This window comes from Bacillus massilinigeriensis (assembly GCF_900117315.1).
In the GTDB taxonomy this organism is placed as follows: domain Bacteria; phylum Bacillota; class Bacilli; order Bacillales; family Cytobacillaceae; genus Bacillus_BE; species Bacillus_BE massilionigeriensis.
In genome coordinates, this window is record NZ_LT630337.1 from 934,465 (window position 1) to 958,634 (window position 24,170).

At 35.3% G+C, this 24,170-nt stretch carries 31 protein-coding genes and 2 riboswitches; of the genes, 17 read left to right on the forward strand and 14 right to left on the reverse strand.

The features are described from left to right. Window positions 1-275 precede the first annotated feature (275 nt). Together BQ6100_RS04795 and BQ6100_RS04800 are read left to right on the forward strand one after the other, a co-directional pair. A complete protein-coding gene (locus BQ6100_RS04795) occupies window positions 276-743 on the forward strand; it encodes a GNAT family N-acetyltransferase (RefSeq protein ID WP_075980587.1) in 468 nt (155 codons plus the stop codon). A gap of 163 nt (window positions 744-906) precedes the next feature. Further along, the gene (locus tag BQ6100_RS04800; protein WP_075980588.1) at window positions 907-1,746 is read left to right on the forward strand and encodes a pentapeptide repeat-containing protein; all 840 of its coding nucleotides are present in this window, start codon (window positions 907-909) and stop codon (window positions 1,744-1,746) included. Window positions 1,747-2,104: 358 nt separating this feature from the next. Here BQ6100_RS04800 and BQ6100_RS04810 read toward each other — a convergent pair whose 3' ends face one another. Next, complete coding sequence (locus tag BQ6100_RS04810; protein WP_075980590.1) at window positions 2,105-2,656, reverse strand: GNAT family N-acetyltransferase; 552 nt, start codon at window positions 2,654-2,656, stop codon at window positions 2,105-2,107. 43 nt (window positions 2,657-2,699) lie between these two features. Continuing rightward, window positions 2,700-3,296 carry a DJ-1/PfpI family protein gene (locus BQ6100_RS04815; RefSeq protein WP_075980591.1) on the reverse strand — a complete coding sequence of 199 codons (597 nt, stop codon included), beginning with the start codon at window positions 3,294-3,296 and terminating at the stop codon, window positions 2,700-2,702. 293 nt (window positions 3,297-3,589) lie between these two features. Here BQ6100_RS04815 and BQ6100_RS04820 point away from each other — a divergent pair, with 293 nt between their 5' ends. Together BQ6100_RS04820 and BQ6100_RS04825 are read left to right on the forward strand one after the other, a co-directional pair. Next, window positions 3,590-4,231: a CPBP family intramembrane glutamic endopeptidase gene (locus BQ6100_RS04820; RefSeq protein ID WP_159433130.1), complete on the forward strand. Its 642-nt coding sequence runs from the start codon at window positions 3,590-3,592 to the stop codon at window positions 4,229-4,231. Window positions 4,232-4,303: 72 nt separating this feature from the next. After that, a complete protein-coding gene (locus tag BQ6100_RS04825; RefSeq protein WP_075980593.1) occupies window positions 4,304-4,618 on the forward strand; it encodes a c-type cytochrome in 315 nt (104 codons plus the stop codon). Window positions 4,619-4,630: 12 nt separating this feature from the next. On the opposite strand, the gene BQ6100_RS04830 is transcribed toward BQ6100_RS04825, so the two are convergent. Continuing rightward, complete coding sequence (locus BQ6100_RS04830) at window positions 4,631-5,461, reverse strand: MBL fold metallo-hydrolase (RefSeq protein ID WP_075980594.1); 831 nt, start codon at window positions 5,459-5,461, stop codon at window positions 4,631-4,633. 98 nt (window positions 5,462-5,559) lie between these two features. Between BQ6100_RS04830 and BQ6100_RS21970 the strand changes: the two genes are divergently transcribed. The 5 genes from BQ6100_RS21970 (at window position 5,560) to BQ6100_RS04855 (ending at window position 8,515) form a co-directional block, all read left to right on the forward strand. Further along, window positions 5,560-5,850: a glycerol-3-phosphate acyltransferase gene (locus BQ6100_RS21970; protein ID WP_390622434.1), complete on the forward strand. Its 291-nt coding sequence runs from the start codon at window positions 5,560-5,562 to the stop codon at window positions 5,848-5,850. A 2-nt stretch (window positions 5,851-5,852) separates the two neighbouring features. Beyond that, the gene (locus tag BQ6100_RS04840; protein ID WP_075980596.1) at window positions 5,853-6,431 is read left to right on the forward strand and encodes a GNAT family N-acetyltransferase; all 579 of its coding nucleotides are present in this window, start codon (window positions 5,853-5,855) and stop codon (window positions 6,429-6,431) included. Between the two features lie 98 nt (window positions 6,432-6,529). Continuing rightward, a complete protein-coding gene (locus BQ6100_RS04845) occupies window positions 6,530-7,108 on the forward strand; it encodes a TetR/AcrR family transcriptional regulator (protein WP_159433131.1) in 579 nt (192 codons plus the stop codon). A gap of 51 nt (window positions 7,109-7,159) precedes the next feature. After that, window positions 7,160-7,942, forward strand: a complete 783-nt coding sequence (locus BQ6100_RS04850; protein ID WP_075980598.1) for an SDR family NAD(P)-dependent oxidoreductase — start codon at window positions 7,160-7,162, stop codon at window positions 7,940-7,942. Between the two features lie 36 nt (window positions 7,943-7,978). Then, entirely contained in the window at window positions 7,979-8,515 is a 537-nt protein-coding gene (locus BQ6100_RS04855; RefSeq protein WP_075980599.1) for an HXXEE domain-containing protein, read from the forward strand. A 216-nt stretch (window positions 8,516-8,731) separates the two neighbouring features. Here the strand turns inward: BQ6100_RS04855 and BQ6100_RS04860 are convergent, their stop codons facing one another. Further along, window positions 8,732-9,034, reverse strand: a complete 303-nt coding sequence (locus tag BQ6100_RS04860) for a DUF5634 family protein (protein WP_075980600.1) — start codon at window positions 9,032-9,034, stop codon at window positions 8,732-8,734. Window positions 9,035-9,298: 264 nt separating this feature from the next. Between BQ6100_RS04860 and BQ6100_RS04865 the strand changes: the two genes are divergently transcribed. The 3 genes from BQ6100_RS04865 to BQ6100_RS04875 all read left to right on the forward strand — a co-directional run bounded on the left by BQ6100_RS04865 (window position 9,299) and on the right by BQ6100_RS04875 (window position 11,635). Then, a complete protein-coding gene (locus tag BQ6100_RS04865; protein WP_159433132.1) occupies window positions 9,299-9,898 on the forward strand; it encodes an O-methyltransferase in 600 nt (199 codons plus the stop codon). A gap of 125 nt (window positions 9,899-10,023) precedes the next feature. Continuing rightward, window positions 10,024-11,067: an alpha/beta fold hydrolase gene (locus BQ6100_RS04870; RefSeq protein WP_075980601.1), complete on the forward strand. Its 1,044-nt coding sequence runs from the start codon at window positions 10,024-10,026 to the stop codon at window positions 11,065-11,067. Between the two features lie 16 nt (window positions 11,068-11,083). Then, window positions 11,084-11,635 carry a DUF1572 family protein gene (locus BQ6100_RS04875; RefSeq protein ID WP_075980602.1) on the forward strand — a complete coding sequence of 184 codons (552 nt, stop codon included), beginning with the start codon at window positions 11,084-11,086 and terminating at the stop codon, window positions 11,633-11,635. 20 nt (window positions 11,636-11,655) lie between these two features. Here the strand turns inward: BQ6100_RS04875 and BQ6100_RS04880 are convergent, their stop codons facing one another. Both BQ6100_RS04880 and BQ6100_RS04885 read right to left on the reverse strand, forming a co-directional pair. Further along, a complete protein-coding gene (locus BQ6100_RS04880) occupies window positions 11,656-11,970 on the reverse strand; it encodes a DMT family transporter (RefSeq protein WP_075983438.1) in 315 nt (104 codons plus the stop codon). Further along, window positions 11,970-12,311, reverse strand: a complete 342-nt coding sequence (locus tag BQ6100_RS04885) for a DMT family transporter (protein WP_075980603.1) — start codon at window positions 12,309-12,311, stop codon at window positions 11,970-11,972. Before BQ6100_RS04885 ends, BQ6100_RS04880 begins: the two co-directional genes overlap by 1 nt. 61 nt (window positions 12,312-12,372) lie before the next feature. After that, window positions 12,373-12,470, reverse strand: a riboswitch (guanidine-I (ykkC/yxkD leader). Window positions 12,471-12,710: 240 nt separating this feature from the next. Between BQ6100_RS04885 and BQ6100_RS04890 the strand changes: the two genes are divergently transcribed. Continuing rightward, the gene (locus BQ6100_RS04890; RefSeq protein WP_075980604.1) at window positions 12,711-13,766 is read left to right on the forward strand and encodes an LLM class flavin-dependent oxidoreductase; all 1,056 of its coding nucleotides are present in this window, start codon (window positions 12,711-12,713) and stop codon (window positions 13,764-13,766) included. Between the two features lie 124 nt (window positions 13,767-13,890). Here BQ6100_RS04890 and BQ6100_RS04895 read toward each other — a convergent pair whose 3' ends face one another. Next, window positions 13,891-14,235 (reverse strand): spore coat protein, encoded by a 345-nt coding sequence (locus tag BQ6100_RS04895; protein WP_075980605.1) that lies wholly within the window; start codon window positions 14,233-14,235, stop codon window positions 13,891-13,893. A 15-nt stretch (window positions 14,236-14,250) separates the two neighbouring features. Beyond that, window positions 14,251-14,526 (reverse strand): ferritin family protein, encoded by a 276-nt coding sequence (locus BQ6100_RS04900; RefSeq protein ID WP_075980606.1) that lies wholly within the window; start codon window positions 14,524-14,526, stop codon window positions 14,251-14,253. 202 nt (window positions 14,527-14,728) lie between these two features. On the opposite strand from BQ6100_RS04900, the gene BQ6100_RS04905 reads away from it, so the two are divergent. From BQ6100_RS04905 to BQ6100_RS04915, 3 genes are all read left to right on the forward strand, one after another. Beyond that, complete coding sequence (locus BQ6100_RS04905) at window positions 14,729-14,923, forward strand: hypothetical protein (RefSeq protein ID WP_075980607.1); 195 nt, start codon at window positions 14,729-14,731, stop codon at window positions 14,921-14,923. A gap of 368 nt (window positions 14,924-15,291) precedes the next feature. Beyond that, window positions 15,292-15,371, forward strand: a riboswitch (glycine riboswitch). 139 nt (window positions 15,372-15,510) lie between these two features. Beyond that, window positions 15,511-16,896 (forward strand): amino acid permease, encoded by a 1,386-nt coding sequence (locus tag BQ6100_RS04910; RefSeq protein ID WP_075980608.1) that lies wholly within the window; start codon window positions 15,511-15,513, stop codon window positions 16,894-16,896. 293 nt (window positions 16,897-17,189) lie between these two features. Beyond that, entirely contained in the window at window positions 17,190-18,647 is a 1,458-nt protein-coding gene (locus BQ6100_RS04915; RefSeq protein ID WP_075980609.1) for an amino acid permease, read from the forward strand. 106 nt (window positions 18,648-18,753) lie between these two features. Here BQ6100_RS04915 and BQ6100_RS04920 read toward each other — a convergent pair whose 3' ends face one another. The 3 genes from BQ6100_RS04920 to BQ6100_RS04930 all read right to left on the reverse strand — a co-directional run bounded on the left by BQ6100_RS04920 (window position 18,754) and on the right by BQ6100_RS04930 (window position 20,262). Beyond that, on the reverse strand, window positions 18,754-18,975 hold the full coding sequence (locus BQ6100_RS04920) for a DUF3006 domain-containing protein (RefSeq protein WP_075980610.1): 222 nt from the start codon (window positions 18,973-18,975) through the stop codon (window positions 18,754-18,756). A gap of 22 nt (window positions 18,976-18,997) precedes the next feature. Beyond that, window positions 18,998-19,843 carry a ComEC/Rec2 family competence protein gene (locus tag BQ6100_RS04925; RefSeq protein WP_075983439.1) on the reverse strand — a complete coding sequence of 282 codons (846 nt, stop codon included), beginning with the start codon at window positions 19,841-19,843 and terminating at the stop codon, window positions 18,998-19,000. Window positions 19,844-20,046: 203 nt separating this feature from the next. Further along, window positions 20,047-20,262 carry a hypothetical protein gene (locus tag BQ6100_RS04930; RefSeq protein ID WP_075980611.1) on the reverse strand — a complete coding sequence of 72 codons (216 nt, stop codon included), beginning with the start codon at window positions 20,260-20,262 and terminating at the stop codon, window positions 20,047-20,049. A 262-nt stretch (window positions 20,263-20,524) separates the two neighbouring features. Here BQ6100_RS04930 and BQ6100_RS04935 point away from each other — a divergent pair, with 262 nt between their 5' ends. Then, window positions 20,525-21,232 (forward strand): DNA alkylation repair protein, encoded by a 708-nt coding sequence (locus tag BQ6100_RS04935; protein ID WP_075980612.1) that lies wholly within the window; start codon window positions 20,525-20,527, stop codon window positions 21,230-21,232. A gap of 189 nt (window positions 21,233-21,421) precedes the next feature. On the opposite strand, the gene xerS is transcribed toward BQ6100_RS04935, so the two are convergent. The 3 genes from xerS to BQ6100_RS04950 all read right to left on the reverse strand — a co-directional run bounded on the left by xerS (window position 21,422) and on the right by BQ6100_RS04950 (window position 24,022). Beyond that, window positions 21,422-22,498 (reverse strand): tyrosine recombinase XerS, encoded by a 1,077-nt coding sequence (gene xerS / locus BQ6100_RS04940; RefSeq protein WP_075980613.1) that lies wholly within the window; start codon window positions 22,496-22,498, stop codon window positions 21,422-21,424. Window positions 22,499-22,695: 197 nt separating this feature from the next. Next, complete coding sequence (locus BQ6100_RS04945) at window positions 22,696-23,187, reverse strand: staygreen family protein (RefSeq protein ID WP_075980614.1); 492 nt, start codon at window positions 23,185-23,187, stop codon at window positions 22,696-22,698. A 67-nt stretch (window positions 23,188-23,254) separates the two neighbouring features. Next, window positions 23,255-24,022: a hypothetical protein gene (locus tag BQ6100_RS04950; RefSeq protein ID WP_075980615.1), complete on the reverse strand. Its 768-nt coding sequence runs from the start codon at window positions 24,020-24,022 to the stop codon at window positions 23,255-23,257. Window positions 24,023-24,170 lie beyond the last annotated feature (148 nt).

Here is a 24,170-nt window from a genome sequence, read left to right on the forward strand (position 1 = left end):
TGAACAGTGAAATACTGCCAAATGGATTCACAACGGACAGAGGTTAAGTTTCTTTTATTTAAATAATGAATTCTTGTAAATAAATGAAACGTAACGCGCTATTGGCCTCAAATTGTAAGAGAATAACATTAATAGACCTAATTTTTGGAACTTTAGTACGTGAATTGCGAGTTTAATAGTGATGAAACTTGGGTCCGTATAACCCAGATTCATATTATAAAAAGAATGACATGAACATAATACTTTTCCATTTTTAATAGAAGGGGGATAAGGGGATGGTTCGTATAATCCAAGCTACTGAAGATAAACAATTCGAACAAGCAAAAGAGCTTTTTATAGAATACAGCCATTCACTCGGAATAGACTTATGCTTTCAGAACTTTAACAAGGAATTGAACAATCTCCCTTGGGAATACGAAAATCCTGAGGGAAGTTTGCTCTTGGCTCTTGATGATGAACATCCGGTTGGCTGCGTGGCATTAAGGCAGATTAATAAAGGCATTTGTGAGATGAAGAGATTGTACGTTAAACCAGAGTGGAATGGTCAAGGAATGGGAAAGAGATTAGTAACTTCTATTATTGATGATGCTAAGTCCCGTGGCTATAAATTTCTAAGACTTGATACACTACCTTCCATGAAAGTAGCCATCTCACTTTATCGTTCATTAGGGTTTTATGAAATCGAACCATATCGGATAAACCCGATTAAAGGTGCACTTTATTTTGAACTGAACTTATGTTAGGAGTCACAGATAGATATGTAATAGTAGCCTATACCTTATGCCGTAATCCAGCCAATGACAGCCTGGGAATGATTATAAATGACGGCTGAATGTAGGTTTCCCGTAATATGTTACTATTAATTTATATATTTTCCCCTATGAGTCACTAAGAGGATGTGTAGAAATGTCTAATCGAGTAAAAACAAACAATCTTTTATTGAACCAACTAAGTCCTGATTGTGAAAACTGCTTCGGACTTTGCTGTGTTGCCTTGCCATATGCAAAGTCAGCTGATTTTGCTTTTAATAAAGACGGAGGATCTCCATGCCGGAACTTACAATCCAATTACCGGTGCAGTATTCATGAAAACCTGAGAGAGAAAGGTTTTCGAGGCTGCACGGTATATGATTGCTTTGGAGCTGGACAAAAGGTTTCCCAAGGTACGTTCAAAGGAAAGGATTGGCGAGACCATCCAGAAAAGGCGAAGGAAATGTTTGACGTTTTTCCAATGATGCAGCAGCTTTTTGAAATGCTTCGATACCTAAGTGAGGCTTTAAGCTTAAATGAAACTAAATCTATTCACGAAGATTTGCTAAAGGCCTTGGAGGAAACTGAAAAATTAACAAACTTAGATTCAAAATCAATCTTAGAATTCAATATTCCTATGCATAGAGCAATGGTAAATGAATTACTTTTGCAAACGAGTGAGCTAGTCCGTTCTAAAGAAAATATGAAAAATCAAAGGAAAATAAAAAAAGGAACAGCCTTAATAGGTGCTAAATTAAAAGGAGCAAACTTGAGAGGAGCCAATTTAAGGGGGGCATTTCTAATTGCAGCTGATCTCCGAAATGCCGATCTTCGAAATTCAGACTTTATTGGTGCTGACTTAAGGGATGCTGATTTAAGTGGAGCTAATCTATTAGGATCGATTTTTTTAACTCAAGCCCAGGTCAATTCGGCCAATGGCGATCGAAATACGAAATTACCAGCAAATTTAAGCATTCCGAAACATTGGCTCCATTAAGGGGAAGTATTACAGTCCAAACATCGTGTTTATTATAGAATTTATTATTTGTATTTTTCTTGTCACTACAGATACTTCTTTTCTTCTTTTACTGATTTTGCTTATGAAAGACAAAAATTCTTGGAAGCGCAAAAGAACGGTCTTTCATCCAACTTATAAAAGACGATAATTGTAAAAAGAGGTGAAGGATTGTCTCTCCTCCACCTTACGAAAGACAAAATTGATAAAAAGAGAAGAAGAACAGTCTTTCATCTCCCTTTTGAATTTTATAAAAAGAATACGAAAAGAAAAGTGATTTTCAATCGCATATATTCTCAATCCGTATCAACAAAGGGAACCTGGCTATATGTGTTCCTATTTATTTTGATGTAGAAATATCATAAAGTAAATAACCGTTATAGTTACTATTTTCCCCTATTAATCTTGATAATGTTTTTTTATATTTCATTCCCAGCTTCTCTATGATTTTTTTAGATGCGGTATTTTCCGGATGTACAGTTGCGATGATGTTCTTTAAGCCGATGGTGTTAATACCGTAGTCAAAAATAGCTTTCGCAGCTTCTGTGGATAATCCTCTCCCTTGGTGGACCTCTTGTATGCCATAGTAGATCTCAATTTGTCGATTATCTACATCATGTAGGCCGAGTCCACCAATTCCAATGGTTTCTTGAGTTTCCTTTAAAACAAAAGCCAAATTGAACTTATATATTTTCTCAGGAGTATTTTTTTGATTACAACTTTTAGACCATTTAATCAGGCTTTTAATTTCTTCTATATTAGTAGGGGGCAAGTCAGGCTGATACTTAAAATGATCTCTTTCAGTTGCCATTCTGAAGATTGGGATTGCATCCCTTTCTATGAGGGGGCGTAGAATTAATCTGTCTGTTTTAATTTTTGCATTGATGAACATCTCTTTCACACTCCATATATATTTCAATCATTCTATTACGCTATTACGATTTTACTTGATCGGATGAAGGAAAATATAAGCCTTTCCCAACAGGTTGGACAGATTCAAGGACTGTTTGGGCCATTTCTTTAGAGACAAGGGATTCAATTATCCAAGCGGATAAATCTCTGGCAGCAAAACAGCCAGCAGCCGTGGAAATATTCCCTTCATTTACAAAAGATTCTTCAACGACATTTACGTTAAATTCTTTCAGTTGCTCCACAGCAGATGGGTAGGTAGTGGCTTTTTTCCCCGTTAACAGGTTCTTTGCACCAAGCAGAAGCGCACCTGAACACATCGATCCAATTAACTGTTTGTTTGGATCAAGGCGTAGCTTTGCCAAGTAATCTTGGTCCATATATAATTTCTGGACTCCCTTACCGCTAGCAAAAATCACAGCATCAGAATAAGGGATATCAGATATATTTCCTGTCATTGGGATTCGTAGCCCAGCCATAGATAAATGAGTCTGTTCTGTTCCAAGTAGGTGAACCTCCCAGTCGTGAATTCCTCCAACCAATCGAACACGATTCAATAAATCCCATGGTAAAAAAACATCAATATCCGTGAATTGATCAAAGCAGATAATAGAAATTCTCATTTCTGTATTCCTCCAAAAAATTGATAAATTAATAATACCTATAAAATGGAAAAAATACTAATTTTATGTTTGGGTTTGATAGACAAAAAGCAATAGGATATAAATAACTATGTTCAAAAAATATTAATATTATTTTTCATAAATATATCCATGCCAATGTTACAATGGGATTGTTAGATAGTTCCAATAGAAGCAATGATTGTAGGATTCTACTATTATCTGATGGGTTCAGCGTTTATCGAGGCTATTGAATGATTTGCATAACTCAAAAAAATCATGAATGGGGAGAAGATATGAACAAAATAAAAGTCATACCATTAATCGCAATCATTTTGATGACTCTATTATCCTTCTCAAATCTTTTTGGTATCGTAATTGCTGGTGCTTCAGTTATTATCGGAGTGATATTTTTCTTTATTAATAAGATCGTTGAAAAGCAGCCATTTGAAGGCAGCGGATTAGATATTATGTCCATTGGGGCCAATTTAAGAAATAAGTCAATTTGGTTCTGGTTAGCCATGCCTATTATTATGGATGCTGTTAGTATTGGAATATCGAAGCTGTTTTTACCAGAATACATAGACCATGTCATTGCTAGAACAGAGATCTTTGTTTCATTTGATAAAATGGCATTATTACTATTTCAATTAGTTATTCTAGCTTTAGGTGAAGAAATCGCTTGGAGAGCATTCTTCCAAAAACAATTGAGTAAAGCCATGCCTATTATCCCTGTAATCATCCTCTCATCTGTTTTATTTGCCTTTGGTCATTTAACTGAAGGAAACATCTTGATTGTCAGTTATGATATTTTCTTTGTTTTTATCAATAGCATCCTTTATGGGGTCATTTTCCACAAAACAAACAATGCATGGATTAGTACCATTTCCCATTTTTCGGCGAATCTATTTAGTGTGATTGTTTTGGTATTACTCTGAATCAAATAGGAATGAATAAATCTCAATAATAAGAAAATACAACACGAAATATGCAAAAAAGGAATGATTGAATTGTTTAAAAATCCTAGGTTCATCCTAAAAATTGGTATTTGTGGGCTATTAATCCTATTATCAGCTTGTTCCAATGGTGAAGAAGAGGGCGGAGAAGTAACTGGAAAAACGCTCTATAATAATAACTGTTTATCCTGCCATGGAGAAATTATGGATACGAAATTAGAAATTTCCTTGAAAGAAAGAATAAAATCCAAAAAAGTAGAAGATATAGAGAAATCAATCCTTACCCCTCCAACTGGAATGCCCAAAATGGTCAATGAGAGTGATGCAAATATGCTTGCTGAATGGCTATATGAGCAATATCATCAATGATTTTTGTAGTATTTATGCTGATATTGACTTTTTAATATATTCTTGAATGATCGAATTTACAATGTGTAAAGAATCCCATTCTCCTGAGGAAAAAAAGGTGATGGGATATTTTTTTGGAAACATAGTGGTCGATATTTGATTTGGTGGCAAACCATCTTCGTAATATTTGATGACTTTTCCCTGGATATCCAACAAATAATCTAGCTTTCTTTTTAAAGCTGCACGCCCTTCTTTTAGAAAACCTGCATGAGAGCAAAAAACATCCCCAAAATCATAGGTTAATACCTTCTTTAAAGAGGCAATGATTGTCGGAATACTTTCTTCACGTAAAACAACCTTTGTCTTTTCTTGACAGTATAAATCTCCTGTAAAAAGTTGACCTGTTTCGCGATTTAAAAAGGCTAAATGATCTATCGCATGACCAGGTGTTTCAATCACGTCCCATGTTGCCTTACGAGAGGAAAAAGTCCTTCCAATAACCTCCGCATGAAAGGGTCTGCGTTTCCCCCAATAAAATTTCCTATACAGTGGATAGTCTGCTTTCCTTTTGCAATATTCAAGCTTAATATCACTCATAAAAATTGGGAGCTGCATCTCCTCTTGTAAGAAGGCAGCACAGCCTGTATGATCCTCATGAAAGTGTGTAATCACGACCTGGTCTATATCTTGTTTTTTAAAAAAAGGTTTAAATTCCTTTTCTAATGATTTTGCGCCTGTATCAATTAAAACTCCATCCACTGCAAAGCAATGAACATTGAGATTTACCCCTTGTATGGATACAGAACCGTTACCTAGCTGAACCCCATTTATTGTTTGCTCATTAAATTTTTTCTTTAAAAGCATAATGAGACCTCCTCAAATCCATTTCTTTGTTAAATTTTAACACAAAGTGAATACTCATTCATTATGATATTCAATCAAATGAAATATTAATTGGACATATTTGGCCATTTTATCTTCAATTTCGCGGAGGAAAGGGAGTAGTAGTTTTCTTAGCTGTAACCCTTTACATTTTACCCCTAGGAATTCCCATCACAGGAGTGATTGTTGGGATCGGATACATGCTAGTACGCCAATTTACCATTCCGGGACTTATAGCCTTATCTTCAATCCCTATCACATCATGGTTTTCAGGAAAGTCTTCTATTGTAACAACCTACTTTATCCTAATGCTTATTATCGTACTTATATCGCATATCAAAGGGACAAATCTAAAAAGAGGAGTGGTTTAGGGGTGAGCTTCAAATATAAATTTGCCTCTACAAAAGAGGAACTCGAACAAATATATCAGTTAAACTATGAAACATTCGTTGTTGAAATTCCACAACACGAAGGAAATGATCAATATCGCCTTATTGACCGGTTTGATAATGAAAATACGTATATTATTGCTAAAAAGGAGAACGAAGTAATTGGTATGATCTGTGTACGGTCAAATCACCCTTTTTCTTTAGAGGAAAAGGGGATTAATATTCATGAATGCCTACCAGAGGGTGCATATCCCTGTGAAATTCGACTTCTATCCGTCAAAGAACCTTATAGAAAAAGTCCAGTATTTTATAAGTTATGTGAAATGTTGGTTTCCTTTTGCTTAGAGAATGGTTATGATATGGCTTTAATATCTGGATTTGAAAAACAAATCTCATTATATAAAAGAATCGGTTTTATTCCTTTTGGGGAAATGGTCGGTGCAGGACATGCAAAGTTCCAGCCCATGTATTTAACTAAAGCACAATTTGAACAGTCAACTAGAGCCATGAAGCGGTTGTTGATAGCACAAATTGAGAAAATTGCTCATAGAGAAAGGGAGTAAAAATATTTTCGGCTAGTTAGGTGGAATATCTTGACAGCCGATTTATTTGGATTATAATTTGAGTAAATACTCAAAAAATATTATATGAGGTGGCAATATTGACATCGAAAAAAGAGAAAATCTTGCAAACAGCACTTGAGCTATTTACAGAACAGGGCTTTAAAGCGACTACAACAAAGGAAATAGCCTTAAAGAGTGGAGTCGCAGAGGGTCTTATATTCTATTATTTTAAGGATAAAAACGAATTGCTTCATCAGCTCACTCGTGAATTTTCATTTATTGAGACTATAAGTAAGGAGATAAAAGAACTTTCTGTACTGGAACCACATCAAGCTTTAATAAAAATTGGGCATTTCTATTCAGATTTTTTATCTCAAAATAAAAACTTTTTATTTTTTATTTGGTCTCCAGAGATGATACAGAGCAAAGAGGTCAGTAAGGAAGTGGTGGAACTGATTCAATCGATGTTTAGCCAAATATCTATGCATCTGGCAAGAGCAGTAAAGAAAAGTGTCAATGAACAATCCATACAAATAGCAGCGTCTATGTACCTTTCTACCTTATTTACACATTTTATAGTTGAAGTAAGAACATCAGAGAATCTCCATCAAGATACCCAACAATATATCGAGAGTGTCGTTGATTTGATTTTAAAAGGACTTCAAGGTTCTCATTAATCAATCATTATTTTTTAAATAGAATTGAGTATTTACTCAGGAGGCATAATGATGGATGATTTTTTAAAGAAATATGGTCCATGGGCTATAATCACAGGTGGAACATCTGGAACAGGATATTTATTCGCCCAAAAATTAGCTGACAAAGGGATGAGTTTAGTACTTGTAGCACGTGGGGAAGAGGCCCTTTTGCAAACCCAAAAGAAACTAATCGATCAATACCAGGTTCAAGTAAAAACCATTGCCGTAGACCTTTCTAATCAAAACTCTGTTCAACAAATACGAAAAGAAATAGAGGGGCTAGAGATTGGGTTATTAATCAACAATGCAGGTTATAGCATTACAGAAGAATTCCATCGTGAGAATTGGGAGAACCAGAGCAAGCTTCTTGAAACGATTTTTAACACACCAATTGCCTTAACCCACCTGTTTGTTCAGGATATGGTGAAAAGAGGAAAGGGTGGCGTAATTTTCGTTTCTTCCTCTGTTGCTTATACTCCAACGCCATTGTGGAGTATTTACTCAGGAGGTAAAGCGGGAATTTTGACGTTTGGAGAGTCTATTTCACAAGAATTAAAAAAATACAATGTGGATGTCCTTACGGTATGTCCGGGACCTATGAAAACGAAATTCCAGGATCGCTCTGGTATTTCTTCACCAGGACTAATGGATCCAGATAAGGTTGTTTCAATGACTCTTCGTTCCTTAGGGAGAAAAATTAGCTTATTGCCAGGCTTTTCAAATAAAATGATGTTCCAATTCTTAGGACGTTTGTTGCCAAAGAAAGTTACTTTACCACTATTTGAAACAATGATGAAGAAAATCCAAAAATAAAGAAACGGACTAGTTTCATAGAAAGGGAGAGAAATTATGGGAGAATGGATTGATATTCAAACATTAATTTGGTTATTTCCAATTATCTTTGTTTTTCATGATTTTGAAGAAATTATTATGGCTGAAAAATGGTTTAATACGAACTATAATGTACTATCTAAAAGAATCCCGACCATCCTTGCGAATAGAGTATTGAAACATTTTTCAATGACAACGGCCCAATTTGCTGTAGCTGTGTTAATTGTTTTTCTATTTGTCAGTAGCTCAACCTTTATGGCCAGTCAATATTTGAATGACGCAGTATTGGGAAACATTGAATATTTTACAGTATTTATTTTGACATTCTTTATTCATGTTTTTACTCATATCGGCCAGTCTATATATTTTCGTTCCATCACACCTGGAGTGATAACATCCGTATTCATTGTCTTACCTTATAGCATCATCATGCTAAATGAGTTATTGGAAAATGAACTTATAACATGGGATACTATTTTCACTTGCTTACCCTTTGTTTTATTAGTGGTTCCCATTGTCGTCATGGCCCATTTGATTGGGAAAAAATTAGTTTAATAGAATAGATTCACTTTCGATTGGATAACTTATATAGATTTGTAACCCTAAACTTCCCATTAAACTGAATGAAAAAAAGGTACTGAAGATTAATTTTCATTATATGTTTGATGAATTAACGAAGGATACAAATTATTAATCCACTTTGATATATTGAAAAATGGCTTCATTTTCTTGGTTTTAACCTCTGTAAATGAAGCCACTGATTCTTTACGCTTATAGTTCACTTAACGCATTCTCTATATCATGATAACCTCTAAGATCTTCACCTTGAGGATCGTCGGTCTCAATGATCCATTCTTTATTGGTAGGAACCAGTTCATTATCATCACTTTTTTTATAGGGAGTATGTAAATGGTACGTTTTTCCGTTTTTCTTAATGGTGTAACCCACGAAATACTCTTCATCTTTTCCTTGTTCTTCAAAAATTCCGATATCATCTAGATCATATTTCTGAATATAAGCTTCCAATTGCTCCTTCAACTTGTTGATAATCTGCTCACGAGATGAAAATCCCAATGAAATCTCTCCTTTATCATGATTATTCCTACTCCTTAATATATCACCTTAATAGCAAACTATCCCAATAGTAGGAAAGTTGGTGGTTTTAATACTTTTATAATTGGGAATTTTTCAAAAACGACAAAAAGCGACTACAAATGACACAAACCTCGTTTATAATAAATGGGTAATATGAACCTTAAAGTAAATAGACTTCCATTGATTACTACATATTATTATTATTCGGTTCAAACGAGAGGAATGGTTATCTTGGATACCAAGTTGAAAGAAATATTAAAGGAACTAGAAGGATTTGGCAAAGAAAATGATGCAATTGAAACAGACAGGAGCAAAAGAATGAGAAATGTAACTCCTGAAACAGGTCAGTTTCTATCCTTCATGGTTTCAATAACGAAGGCAAAAAGCATCCTTGAGATAGGAACTTCTAATGGATATTCTACTCTTTGGCTTTCAGATGGAACCTTAGGAAACGGGGAAATCATTACAACCATTGAATTTTCCTCCGAAAAGGCACAACTTGCTAAGGAAAATTTCGCAAAAGCAAATTTGGAAAAACAGATCAATCTGGTAGTTACGGATGCAGGGGAATACATAAAAGAGATCGAACCTAATTCAGTAGATTTCATTTTTTTAGATTCTGATCGTAAAGAATATATAGATTGGTGGAGGGATTTGAGGTCTTGTTTGAAAAGGAATGCCATAATGATTGTAGATAATATTACATCCCACAAATCTGAACTACAAGAATTTGTACACCTTGTTTCAACTGATGAACATGTAACATCCATGCAATTACCTCTTGGTTGTGGTTTATTATTGGTGAAAAAAAACACGGATTTGTCAAATGAAGTAGATGAATAGAAAAGAAGGATGTAAGGAGATGAAATAAGTACAAGGAAGTTTAGAATAAAAGATTTCATCCCATCGAAGTCTAAAACAACTATTTGAATTATATTATTTTATTAATAAGAAATGAGGTTATATATTTGAAGCTTTTCTCAGGAAAATCCGATTTTACCATTTCAAAAACAGGATTAAGTTCCGTAGAGACGATTGCCATTAATGGCGTGGACCAGAAAATACTGATTCAAACTGAAGACATTCAAAATCCAATTCTTTTCATGATACATGGAGGACCAAGTATGCCTATACCTGGTGTATCTAACCGCGGGGTAGATTACGCATTAATTACCTGTACAAAAGAATTAGTAAAGCGTTTTACCTTAGTTTTTTGGGATCAACGGGGAACTGGTAAGTCATACTCTAAAAAGATTCCACGGGAAAGTATGCGTCTTCAGCAGTTTATCCAGGATGCAAGAGAGGTTACCAATTATCTACTCAAAAAATTCTCGCAAACAAAATTGCATTTAATGGCCCATTCATGGGGAACCGTCATTGCTCTTTCTCTTGCTCATCAATATCCAGAAAAGTATTACTCTTATACGGCTTTTTCTCAAATTACGAACTGGGCGGAAAATGATAAATTATGTTACAAGTGGCTCATGAACAAATTAAATGAAGCCAATGATCAAAAGGGAATAAGAGAATTAAACGCAGTGGGGGAACCACCTTACTTAAATGGGATGGACGAATGGTCAATTATTAGGAAATATCTTATGAAATATAAATCGATGTTTTATGATACAGGGGATAGAAGATCGCCAACATTTGCTAGTGCGGCTAAAATTATGTTAGGATCACCAGATTACTCCTTAATGGATGTCTTCCATACTTTCACTTCAGGCTATAAATTATCCTATACAGACCAAATGCTTCAGGACATAAATACTTTTGATTACTTTACTGAGATACCAGAATTAGAAGTACCCGTTCTATTTATTCATGGAGAAAAAGAAGCGCATGTATGGCCTGAGTTAGCTCTTCGCTACTACGAGCAGCTAGACGCACCTTTCAAAAAGTTCTTTTGGTCCAAAAAATCATCCCATGCCTTTCATATCGATGATGCCAAGGAGAATGAGCAAACCTTATTAGACTACTTGCCGAAACTTGCAGCTGGTTTATTTGACTAATAAAGGGGAGATTTTATTGAGAATAGAAGCCGAATATCTAAGAATAGTGAAAGATAGATTTCAAAAAGTTAAGGATCTCGGAGATAAAACCATGGAACAATTATCGGAAGAAGAGATTCATTGGAGATTCAATAATGAATCGAATAGTATTGCAATCATTATCAAGCATTTAAGTGGGAACATGCTATCTAGATGGACCGATTTCCTTCATTCTGATGGGGAAAACAGAAATCGAGATCGTGATCAAGAATTTATCGATACAATTAAATCAAAAATAGAAATGACAGATGTATGGGAAAAAGGATGGCAAACTCTTTTTAACGCACTTAACCAATTAAAGGAAGTTGATTTACTGTCAAATATCTCGATTCGTGGTGAGAATCATCTTGTTCTTGAAGCAATCGAAAGACAATTGGCTCATTATGCCTATCATGTTGGGCAAATCGTATATATTGGAAAGCAACTAAAAGATACTAGCTGGAAGAGCCTAAGTATTCCAAAAGGGGAGTCTGAATCCTTTTTGCAAGACATGCTTAAAAGGCATCAACCATCAGACTCCGATATTTAAATAAGGAAAAATATGCTACCTTACGTAGTCATTTTTAACCCAATTGCTGAGCATACAATCATGGCAATAAACACGAGTCTTTTCCAGCTTCTGGATTCACCATAAAAAATCATACCTATGATGGTACCAAGAGCAACACCCAGTCCCGTCCAAATCGCATAGACGGTACCCATTGGTAAGGTTTTAAGTGAAAGATGAAGGAGCACAAGACTTGCACAAAAACCTAAAATCAAGAAAACAACCGTTTTCCAATGACGGTTGACATGCAATTGATTCATCATCGTCACCCCAAATGCCTCGAACAAACCAGCTAATATAAGAAAAATCCATGCCATCATATTTCTGCACCTTCTCTTCCTTCTTCATCTGTCACTAATTTCAAACCAATAACTCCAACTAACAATAGTAAAATCAAGAAAACTTTAGAAACTTGAAATGGTTCGCTAAAGAAAAGAATCTCAGCAATTACCGTCCCTGATGTACCTAATCCGACAAAAACAGCATATGCTGTACTAGCAGGAAGCACCTGAGCCGCAGTAATTAATAAGTAATTACTTACGATTAAAGCAACAATCGTTCCACTCCATGTCCAAACATCATTTGCATGAGCTAACCCTACTACCCAAAAAACCTCCAACAGGGCTGCAACCAATATTTTTATCCATTGACTATTCATATTATTATTAAACCTCCGTTAAAATCATAAAATAAAGCCTGGGAGCTCACTAATCAATAGTATCTCCCAGGCTTTTATCCTTCCGTGACATAGCAAAGCTATGAGTTTTCTCTCGGACCAGACCAACCATTTCGTTGCGGAACCCTAGAAAACATTTAAGCTATTTAATTACCAATCATATTATACACACATCTTGAAAAAATTCAAACTCATTCTTGAGCAGTGTGCAAATCGATCCATTCATATATTATCCCAATACATGAATGGATACCTTACTACTGTAAAACCTAACCTGTTTAATTTTTAATGGATACAAGGAATAAAGGCAAATTAATAGGTAGTTAAACCAGTTAGTGATACTATATATGTTAATAATTTGACTATTTGGAGGAACATTTTATGGAAATTGGAATAAGCACATTTGTAGAAACCACACCGGATGTTCAAACTGGCGAAGTCATTAGCCATGCCGAGAGAATCCGACAGGTGGTTGATGAAATTGTCTTAGCTGACCAAGTGGGATTAGATATTTTTGGAGTTGGAGAACATCACCGGGAAGACTATGCCGCTTCCTCACCAGCAGTCTTACTCGCTGCAGCTGCTTCACAGACGAAACGAATTCGATTAACTAGTGCAGTTACAGTACTTTCATCAGATGACCCTGTTAGAGTGTTTCAAGATTTTGCAACCCTTGATGCGATTTCCGATGGAAGGGCAGAAATCATGGCAGGCCGTGGTTCCTTCATCGAATCCTTTCCGTTGTTCGGTTATAACCTAAATGACTATGATGAATTGTTCAATGAAAAGTTGGATTTACTCCTGAAAATACGTGCTTTTGAAAAGGTTACATGGGAAGGAAAACACCGTCCAGCTATACAGAACTTAGGTATATATCCTCGACCAGTCCAAAATCCATTACCTGTATGGATTGGAAGTGGGGGAACCCCAGAATCTGTAGCTAGAGCAGGTATGTTAGGGTTGCCGCTTGTATTGGCGATCATCGGTGGAAGTCCGTTACATTTCGAGCCACTGGTCCGCCTATATAAAAAGACAGCATCCCGAGCAGGTCATGACGTATCCAAATTACCGATTGCCTCCCATTCACACGGTTTCGTTGCTGAGAGTACAGAGCTTGCAGCTGAGAAATTTTATCCATCCACCCAACAAGCCATGCAAAGATTGGGTCGTGAACGTGGATGGGCACCATATACCCGTGCGACATTTGATGCTGCCCGTCGCTTAGAAGGTGCATTATACGTAGGTGATCCCAAAACCGTTGCAGAAAAGATCATTCTTTTAAGAAAAAATGTAGGTATTACAAGGTTTATGCTTCACGTACCTGTTGGAACTATGCCCCATGGAGATGTCATGAGGGCGATTGAATTGCTTGGAAAGGAAGTAGCACCAATAGTTCGAGAAGAAGTAGCGAAATGGGAGAGTGGAGAAAATGAATAGAATACCTTCCGAAAAAAATCTACTGATTTTCTTATCCAGGTGAAAGCAAAGAGGAAGGCACCTTGCCAGAGCAAAGTGCCTTTTTCTTTATTTATAACGAAGATGGATCCATCTTTTTCTATATTTAAGAGTAGGGAAATTGAGTTGAATAATTACTAAATTGCTTATAGGCCTGATCTATTTTTTGCTGATCCTCGGCTTCGAGCTTGTACCAGCCATTTTTAAACATTAAATTAAATAATTCTCTTGTTCCATTATGAGTTTCCTCAAGAATCTGTTTAAGTTCTGAATACAATTGATCATGACTAGCTTCTCTTATAGCTATATTAAGACTATCCGTTAAATACTTACATGTACTAAGTCCATCATTCAGAAAGTCCCGATCATTCATCTCAGGAGTTTTCACTTTTGGCAACTGCCCAGTTTGTGGGTTGGCTATTTGATTATTTTGTGATTGCTGATTTTGCATGTTTTCACCTCATTTTTAATGCTGCATATTTTGATTTGGATTCGGCATGTTGGACATCACGACATTATTGTTCACTTGTAAATGTGACAGGATTCTTTGAAAATGGTCTTGGTGCATTCTCCCAGCATTATCAAGGGCTTGTTGAATTTCTTGATTACTTACTTGCTGAGCCAGGAAGTGAAATTTCTTTGCAGCAAGAAGCTCCCATGATAAGGCATCTTTTAGATACAAAAGATCCTTAGAAGTGATTGCCTGAGGGGGAGAAGTCATTGGTACTTGAGAATTTTGCATATTCCTACTCCTTTACATTTTTTTATTGATTTATATTCATAGAATGAGCATGAAAAAGCTCACTTATACTTTCTTTTAGAGTCCCTTTTCCAATCTCACAATAAATAATATTGTGAAAATTTTATTAAATCCTTCTCTGATAAATCGTATTCAATACTTAAAATGATATAATAATAATAGTTTTTTCTAAGGAGAGGATATAATGGGCACTACAAGAGAACAATTGGTTAATTTTATTAATGAAATTCCTGAAAGTGACTTACCTCAATTATTAGAAATGGCGCAATATCTCAAGGGAAACCAAGGAAAGAACATCAAGGATTTGATTTTAAAAAATGAGAAGGAATCAGTCGTTTTTGAAAGCGACGCGGATGATGAAATCTACTTGTATGTATAGAAAAACAATATCCTACAAAACCTTTTAACATTCAATTTCTGCCAATCATTCAAGGATTTGAGTCATATTTTTATTAAAATGAGTCGCTATTCGATAAAAATATATCATCCATCTAGTCCACCCCATCATAAGAGGTGGATTTTTGAATAATCTTTAAGAATACTTTTTATCCAGCATGTTTACGAGCATTATATAGAAGTCAAAAAAATGCTTAAATAGCCTTGACCACAATCTAAAATAATAGTAAAATTAAAAATTATTATAAAATATTATGTTAATAAAGTATTAACTAAGCGTCATTTCAACTGACTCGGTTGAACAATTACATATTTAACAAAGCGATGAATGCTATGGATCAAACTATAGCAGGAGCAGTTTCTGGAGAGAGCGCAAGTATTTGCGTCGCCGAAGGGTTCACAATCTCAGGCAAAAGGACAGAAGAGTAATGATGTTTTTTTTATTATTCTGAAGCCTTCCTGAGATTGGAGAAATCCAATCTCTTTTTATTTAATAAATAGAAGGCTGTCCCTTATGTAGAGAACCGACAGGGACAATACCCTATTTAAATACTATTTGGGGGAATAATTATGGCACAGCAAGAGTTAAAAAGAGATCTTAAAAACCGACATGTACAATTAATTGCCATTGGAGGCACGATAGGGACAGGGTTGTTTTTAGGTTCAGGAAGAGCCATTCAATTAGCTGGTCCATCGATAATCTTTGCATACTTAATTGTTGGTATTGCTGTCTTTTTTGTCATGAGGGCATTAGGTGAGCTGCTTTTATCGAATGCAGGTTATCAATCTTTTACAGACTTTGCAGCCGATTATATTGGTCCGTGGGCTGGTTTTGTTACAGGATGGACCTATTGGTTTTGTTGGATTATGACTGCAATGGCAGACATTATTGCTGTAGGAGTATACGTACAATATTGGTTTGATATACCGCAATGGATTCCAGCTTTAGCCGGTTTAGTCATTTTATTAGGCTTGAATTTACTAACTGTAAAGCTTTTTGGTGAGTTAGAGTTCTGGTTTGCATTAATTAAAGTCATAACGATTCTTGCATTAATTATTATTGGAATCATCTTGTTAATCATAGGTTTTAAAACGAATACAGGCATAGTTTCTTTAAATAATTTACGGGTAAATGGGGGGCTATTCCCTAATGGAATATCGGGCTTCCTGCTCTCATTCCAAATGGTGGTATTTGCATTTGTTGGTGTTGAATTAGTAGGTGTATCTGCAGCTGAAACATCAAATCCAAAGAAGAATATTCCATCTGCGATTAATAAAATTCCATTAAGAATTCTATTCTTCTATGTTGGAGCATTAATTATCATTCTTTGTATTAATCCATGGAGTCAAATAAATGCATCAAGTAGCCCATTTGTACAGGTATTCCGATTAGTAGGCGTTCCAGTTGCGGCCGGTATCATTAATTTTGTCGTTTTAACATCTGCAGCTTCAGCTTGCAATAGTGGGTTATTTTCCACTAGTAGAATATTATATAACTTAAGCAACCATAAAGAAGGGCCAGCAACATTTGCAAAATTAAATAAAAACCACGTTCCAAGTAATGCCCTTCTTACTTCTGCGGTCGTTCTTTCCGTTGGGGCATTGTTAAGTAAGCTCATTCCTGAGCAAGCATTTGGTATCGTAACAACTATTAGCGCGATTTGTTTTATTTGGGTATGGAGTATCATTTTAATATCGCACATTAAATACAACAAAACACGTCCAGATTTAAGAGCAACATCAATTTTTAAAGCTCCATTAACTCCATTTATTAATTATGTGGTACTAGGATTATTTGGTTTCATATTATTGATCATGTTAGTTGCGGAAGCCACTCGTGTTGCCTTATTAATGACACCAATCTGGTTTGCTATGCTATTTGTATTTTATTATTTAAGAAAGAAGAATGTAAATTATCTCCTAGAAGTAACGAGTGAACAATCTTCAGTGGATTAATGACATAATTTTAAAACTATCCCGCATTCAACCTTCTTAACCTCAATCCCTCAGATAATATTGTCTGAGGGATTTTTTCTTGTCCAACACATTAATTAAATAGGGCAAAAGTGATGTTTCTAAGTGAAATACCTAGATTGATCAAAATTAAGAACATCCCTCGAAGGAAAATACCCACTCTCTAACATATGTCCATTTTCATTCAACATACTATCCTGAATTGTTTTTCTTGGTAAGGAAATAATACCTCTATATTATGGTCAAAAAGTAACGAGTATAGGAGTAAAGGAATTATGGAGAAAACATACAAAGGACTATCCGCCTGGCAATTAACCATGATGGCCTTAGGAAGCGTAATAGGTGGTTCATTCTTTCTAGGTTCCTCGGTTGCTATCCATGCTGCAGGACCCGCTATTTTAATATCTTATATTTTGGGTGGCGTTTTAATCTATCTTATCCTCTTTGCCTTATCAGAGATGACCGTTGCTGACCCAACTAGTGGTTCCTTTAGTGCTTTTGCTTCGCGAGAGCTTGGAGCGGGAACTGGGTTCGTCGTTGGTTGGTTGTATTGGACAGGTACGGTTCTTTCCATGTCAAGTGAAGCGACAGCCATTTCCATCCTTGTTCGCGAGTTTTTCCCTAATGTTAGGATAGGATTGCTAGGAAGCTTAATTATCATCGGAGTAACCCTACTAAATCTATTAGGAACTGAAAGGATAGGAAAGCTAGCAAGTGGACTTTCAGCAATAAAAATCTTCGCTATTGTTTTTTTTATTCTAACAGCCATATCTTTAATCTTTGGGGTGTTACCCGGAAATCCTCCTGTAGGAGTTGGCGAGCTAGCAAATGAGTCATTGATGCCTGGAGGAATGACAAGCATTGCAGGAAGTATGCTCCTTGTCATTTTTGCCTATGCAGGATTTGAAATCATCGGGCTTGCATCCTCAGAGGCAAGAAATCCAAAGGAAACGATTCCGAAAGCGATACGATATACGGTAATATCACTAGTGGGTTTATATATTTTATATGCTGCTGTTTTACTACCATTGATTCCTACTGCAAATCTAAATGAAAATGTAAGTCCAATGGTTGCCTCACTAACTAGATGGGGAATGGGTTGGGCAGGAACAGCATTAAACATTGTTTTGATTTCAGCTATTTTCTCTGCAATGTTATCGGCTATATTCGGTCTGGGGAGGATGATTCGTTCTCTTACAGACGAAGGACATGCACCACTCTGGTTAAAGGATAAAAGAGATGTTCCATATCGTGGAATTCTTTTTTCTGGTCTTGCTATGCTTTTAGGGTTAGGATTTGGCCTATTATTTCCAAGAGTTTATCTTGTATTAATCACTACAGGTGGGTTTGCTTTGCTCTTTACCTATGCAGTCATTATGGCCAGTCACATACGGTTTCGTAAAAGAAATGGTTGTCCTCCAGATGGGATCTGTCAAATGCCAGGGTTCCCATACACATCATGGATAGCTTTAATTAGCTTAATATTGGTCTTAATCAGTATGCCGTTTATTCCTGGGCAGGGAACAGGTCTTATTGCTGGCCTCGTTATGGTATTAGCATTTGCGCTTATTTTTTTAGTAGTGAAAAAACGTGAGGGACAAAAGAGTATGATAATAAACAGTAGTCAAGAATCCCGGAATTCGACTCAGTTAAAACCTAATTACTTAACGGAATATTCTGAGGAGCTTGATAAGAAGGGGAAAAATACAATTTCACGGCATAAAAGGGAATAGAGGTGATAGTAGACATCCGAGAGGCATGATATAAAACCACGAGAAAATAAAAAAGAGGCTATCTTAGGCTTTTTGCACCTAAGACAGCCTCTTTTTTAGCTTAAAATCAATCAATGAATAAATCATCCATTAAGTCTTCAATTTCTTTTCTTAACTTTTTCGTCTGATCCATGTCAATTGTAAACGAATTTTCCTTCCAGTAAACAGCTTCACCAGCTTGAATAGATGGAGGGAAGAGGCTAAGAGAAAAATCCTTCATTTTTCCATTATCTAATTCAACAACAACAATATCGCCTTCGATTCGATCCACAATTCCATGTGTATTCATATCATCTCACCTGATTTATTCATTAATATTTTACGCTCAATTTCTTTCCATCAGAAGTAATCATGATATCGCCTTTTTGATCTGTACGATAGACAGACGCTTTTGCTTGTTTCAATCGACTTAATACAGGAGATGTGGGATGTCCATAGCTATTTTTCTTACCAGCGCTAATTACTGCATATTTAGGCTTAACTGCCTTTAAAAAGTTAGCGCTCGTCGTTTCTTTTGCCCCATGATGGCTGACTTTTAACACATCTGCTTTCAATGTTCTTTTTGATGCTAACATATCTGATTCTGATTTTAATTCAGCATCTCCCGTAAATAAGAAGCTGTTTTTATTATAAGTCATATGAAGGACAGCACTCCAATTATTCAAATCAGATTTACTATATGATTTCACTGGAGCCACAAATACCGCCTTTACGCCTTTAATATTAAGAGTTTTTCCGGCAGTTACTGTATTGATTTTTAGACGCTCTTTTTGAACTGCAATTAAGAAATCTTTGTATGCTTGTGTCGTGTGGGATACCTTTGGAGCATATACACTTTGTACTCTATAAGCCTTCAACACCTCATCCAGGCCACCAACATGATCTGCATCAGGGTGAGTAGATACCATTACCTCAATATCATCTACCTTTTGTTTCTTTAAATATGCTACAACATCGCTTCCATCCTTATTACCACCATCAATAATAATATCTTCACCATTTGGTGCTTTAATATAAATACTATCTCCTTGACCAACATCAATGAAATGAACCTTCATTGTTTTTGTAGCAGCTTTAGCATTCTGTGTAGGGGATGATACAACAGTTGGAACTGCAATCGATGCAATCAGTCCAAGTGATACAAGCAGTTTTTTCATTTTCATGATGACCCTCTCTAGCAATATATATTATTTTTCTACTGAATAATTATATTTTAAAATATTATTGTTGTAAAAGTATTTTTCTGCTAATACATTAATAAAGAGGGTTTATATAAAAATTAAATAAAGTAGCTCGATATAGTATTATTCTAGAGAAAAATGATCAGGGAGAATAATAGGGAAGTTCCTTGGATAAGTAATTACTTCCGTTTTTTCTTATTAAGATCGAGAACCACCTTTTTCACAACAGGCTCAAAGTGAACATGAACATGGTATTTACTTTCATCTACTTGCTCGACACTTATTACCTTTCCTTTTCGACCTTTAATCTTAATATTTTCATCAGGATTTGGAATATTATCAAGCAACTGACTTAAAACAATTGATTTGTTATTAAAAAAATGAACAACCACCATTTTTCCTATACCTCCATTGATTAATAATTTTGCAGAAAGAGAACACATTTCTTTAGAAGAGCAGTCTTTTCACCTCTTATTAAATTATTGAGAAATTTATTTTTTTAGACCAATGGAAAAGGGGAAAGATGTAGTTATTGTTATTACGCAACAGAGTACTTGAATAGGATTCATGTTAAAATTGATAAGTCTGGAAGATTTGTAAAAGCATATGAACAATGGTTTTAGTAGGAATCAGAATATAGAAGGGATTGAGTAAGCTATGGATTTTGAAACAGTTATGCGTGAGCTTGAAGCCTTAGGTAAGGAAAGAACGAAAAAAATATACATATCCAATGGTGCACATGAGCCACTTTTTGGCGTGGCTACCGGTTCAATGAAACCAATTGCAAAGAAAATAAAAATAAATCAACCACTAGCTGAAGAGCTTTATGCAACCGGCAACTATGATGCTATGTACTTTGCAGGCATTATTGCAGACCCAAAAGCAATGGATGAGTCGGATTTTAATCGGTGGATGGATGATGCTTATTTTTATATGCTATCTGATTATGTGGTGGCAGTAACGCTTTCAGAGTCAGATATTGCACAAGAAGTTGCTGATAAATGGATTGCAAGTGGTGAGGAGCTAAGAATGTCGGGGGGCTGGAGTTGTTATTGCTGGCTTTTAGGAAATCGCAAGGATAATGAATTTTCAGAAAGTAAAATTTCAAATATGCTTGATATGGTGAAAAACACCATTCATAATTCGCCAGAACGAACAAAATCCTCCATGAATAATTTTCTATATACTGTTGGAGTTTCCTATTTGCCGCTTCACGAAAAGGCAGTAGAAACCGCTAAGGAAATAGGTACAGTTGAAGTCAAAAGAGACAATAAGAAAAGCAGTTTCATAAATGCTTACGAAAATATACAAAAAGATATTGATAAAGGGAGAATTGGCTTTAAACGCAAATATGTTAGATGTTAATAAAACTACTTGGAATAAGGGTGTTGATAGCAGAAGGGCTTGACACCCTTAAAAAATTAATCATTTTCTAGTTTACATAATATTTATTATGAGAAGTTATATAAATTTAAAATAAAATATCTCAATACCCAAGTATACTAATGATATTGAGACAGAATAAAAAAATCCGCTATAAAAAATAGCGGATTTTTATTCTTTATTGTCAATCTTATTTATAGCGGTACGCATTTCATCGTTAGTTAGATGCGTGTAGATCATAGTTGTTTGGATAGAAGAATGGCCTAATTGTCTTCTTAACTTTGGTACATCGTTGTTTTCCATATGGTACCTCGTAGCAAATGAATGCCTCAATTTATGTACAGAAAGCGCAGGTTTTCCAAATGCTACAGCATATTTTTCGACTATTTTTTCAATGGATCGATCGGTTAGTCTCCTGGATTTTCCTTTTGGTCCCATTGATGATGCGATAAATAAAGCTTTGTTATCCTTACCAATATTGTACCTTTTTTCCCGGATATCTATATAATGCCTTAAATCCATTTGAGCTTGCTCACTAAAATAGACGTATTGCTCTTTATTACCTTTTCTAATCACTCGTACTCTGTTTTTCTTCCAATCAATATCATCCACATCAAGTCCAACTACTTCTGATAAACGCAGGCCAGAACCTAGAATTAATGAAATAATTGCAGTATCTCTTTCACAGTTCTTTTTATGAAAGTTATAAATCTTTTTGTTATCTTTATTTTCTTGACCGTAATCATAGGCTACAAATTGGCGAAACTGTTCATACTCATCACCACGCAGCATTTTTCCTTCCATACGATTGGCAATCGTTTCTTGATCTTCTCTAATATCATTGAATTCAATTTTGGCCATCACATTCCGATTTAGATATGGCTTTAAATCAGGAGTTTCTGCGATGTTTTGTAGGTAATTAAATAAAGATTTTAAAGCAGATAATTTTCTATTAATCGTAAGTTTTGAGTTTTCTAGTTTAAACTCCAAATATGTAAGAAAATCTTCAACCTGTTGAACCGTGAGAGTTTCTAGCAATTCTAATGGGATATCTTGACGTTTTTCTTTATAATTGAATTCTACAACAATCCAATCAAAGAATATCCTATAATCATGACAATAATTTAATAATGAAGTTGGTGAAAGTCTTCTGCGTCGCTTATCAATAAATTCTCCAACATACCAAGGCAGCTCATCCACCAATTTTTCAACTTTTTCATTGTAACGTTGTCTTTTATTATTGGTCATTTGCTCCCCTCCCTCTTCTTATTATATCATTTATTTCGTCAAATTATTATTTTACGTAATAATCTTATTTTTTCATAATTGTTCTTTTATTTCTAATTTCAAATCCTGATATTTTAAAATCTTTTTAAATAAATTGGTTCCCAATATTTCTACTTCCACTTCTACTTCCTTAACTAAAAATAGAAAAACACAGGTACTCACACCTGTGTTTTCTTAAAGGTCTGTTTCATGGCATTTGATAAATACTGTCTTGGAGTACCAAAATACAATACTTGATTGAATTGAGGAAATATCGATTCAAATTTAATATATATTGGAGAATCAAGCAGCCATGGATAATTAAGATATAAGCTCCGATCTCCGTAAACAATGGCTGTGATTGCTAGCTCCAATTCATTTTTAAAAATTATAAAACGGGCTTTGGCATGCTCTTCTCCGTACTCCCCACCACTGATATAAACCTTACCATTTAACATGTATTGACCCATATGTGTTACCCATTCAGCTAACACTTCATCTTTAGTATTAGGATTTATCGAGCTAAACGCATATCCATTACCAATACTTAAATATAATTCTCCAGTTGTATCAGAATGGGTTAGTGTGTATTTCCTCCCATCTACTGGGTTAAATTCAGTTGCAGGAGGCAAATATGTGACACTTAATTTTTCTAAATTTATCTTATTCATGATAAGCGTCCCTCCATTTTTTCGCTTATCATATCTTATTCTAAACCTAAGTAAACGTGTCAGCTGCCTATCTTATTTTGGGCTTTTCAGTTGTTTTTACTGCTGTCTTCACTAATTTCCACTCTCCATTTTCATAAAACCATGTGGACTCTACAAAGCCGATGGTATCAGCATTATAAGCTCCGCTAAATCTTTGAATCCCTTTCAATCCATACTGCTTGCCTCTAACGAGAACGGGTTCTAATGTACTATAAGGTAGTATCATTAATTCAGTCGGTTCATTTAACTTTCCATTTTGATAGAGTCCCAGCCTTTCGTAATCCTTAGCTCTTGATCTCAAGTCAAATGTATAGGACTGACCTGTATTTTCAATCTTCAAGACAGCTTTATATTGATCCTGAAACTGCCCGTTCAATGTAAGAGTTGGCGGTATGGTTAGGTTGGTTAACTGATTATCCTTTAATGTATATAGATAGTAGTTTGATAATCCCCCACTTCCCCCTGTTGCAATGGCAATGAATATGTCACTCACCCCATCATGGTTCAGATCCTTATATTTCACTTTAGGATCATATCCACCCTCAAGAGGTATAGTAAAGGTTTGCCCATCAAATGTCTCAACCTTCATCCAAACCTTCTTTAAAAACATGGATCCCTCTTCAAAAGGTGTCCCCATGACATATAAAATATCCTTTTTTCCATCCCCTGTGACATCTCTTATATCCTTAGAAATCATCATTGTTTTTTCTGGGTTCTGAACGGCAGAAGCTGCTGTGATTACGCTCATAGACATAAAAAAGATGGCGATAAATGCATAAAATGCTTCTTTTTTCACGATTAACTCCCCTTGTTTTATTAACTTGATGTTATTTTAACCAAGTTTGGGAAAATCATGCACAGAAGCAATGAAATCTACTTTTATAAAGGCTTTGTTAAACTTGAATGTTGATTTCCGTTCTAGGCGCGAGCGGTTCGCGGGCGTG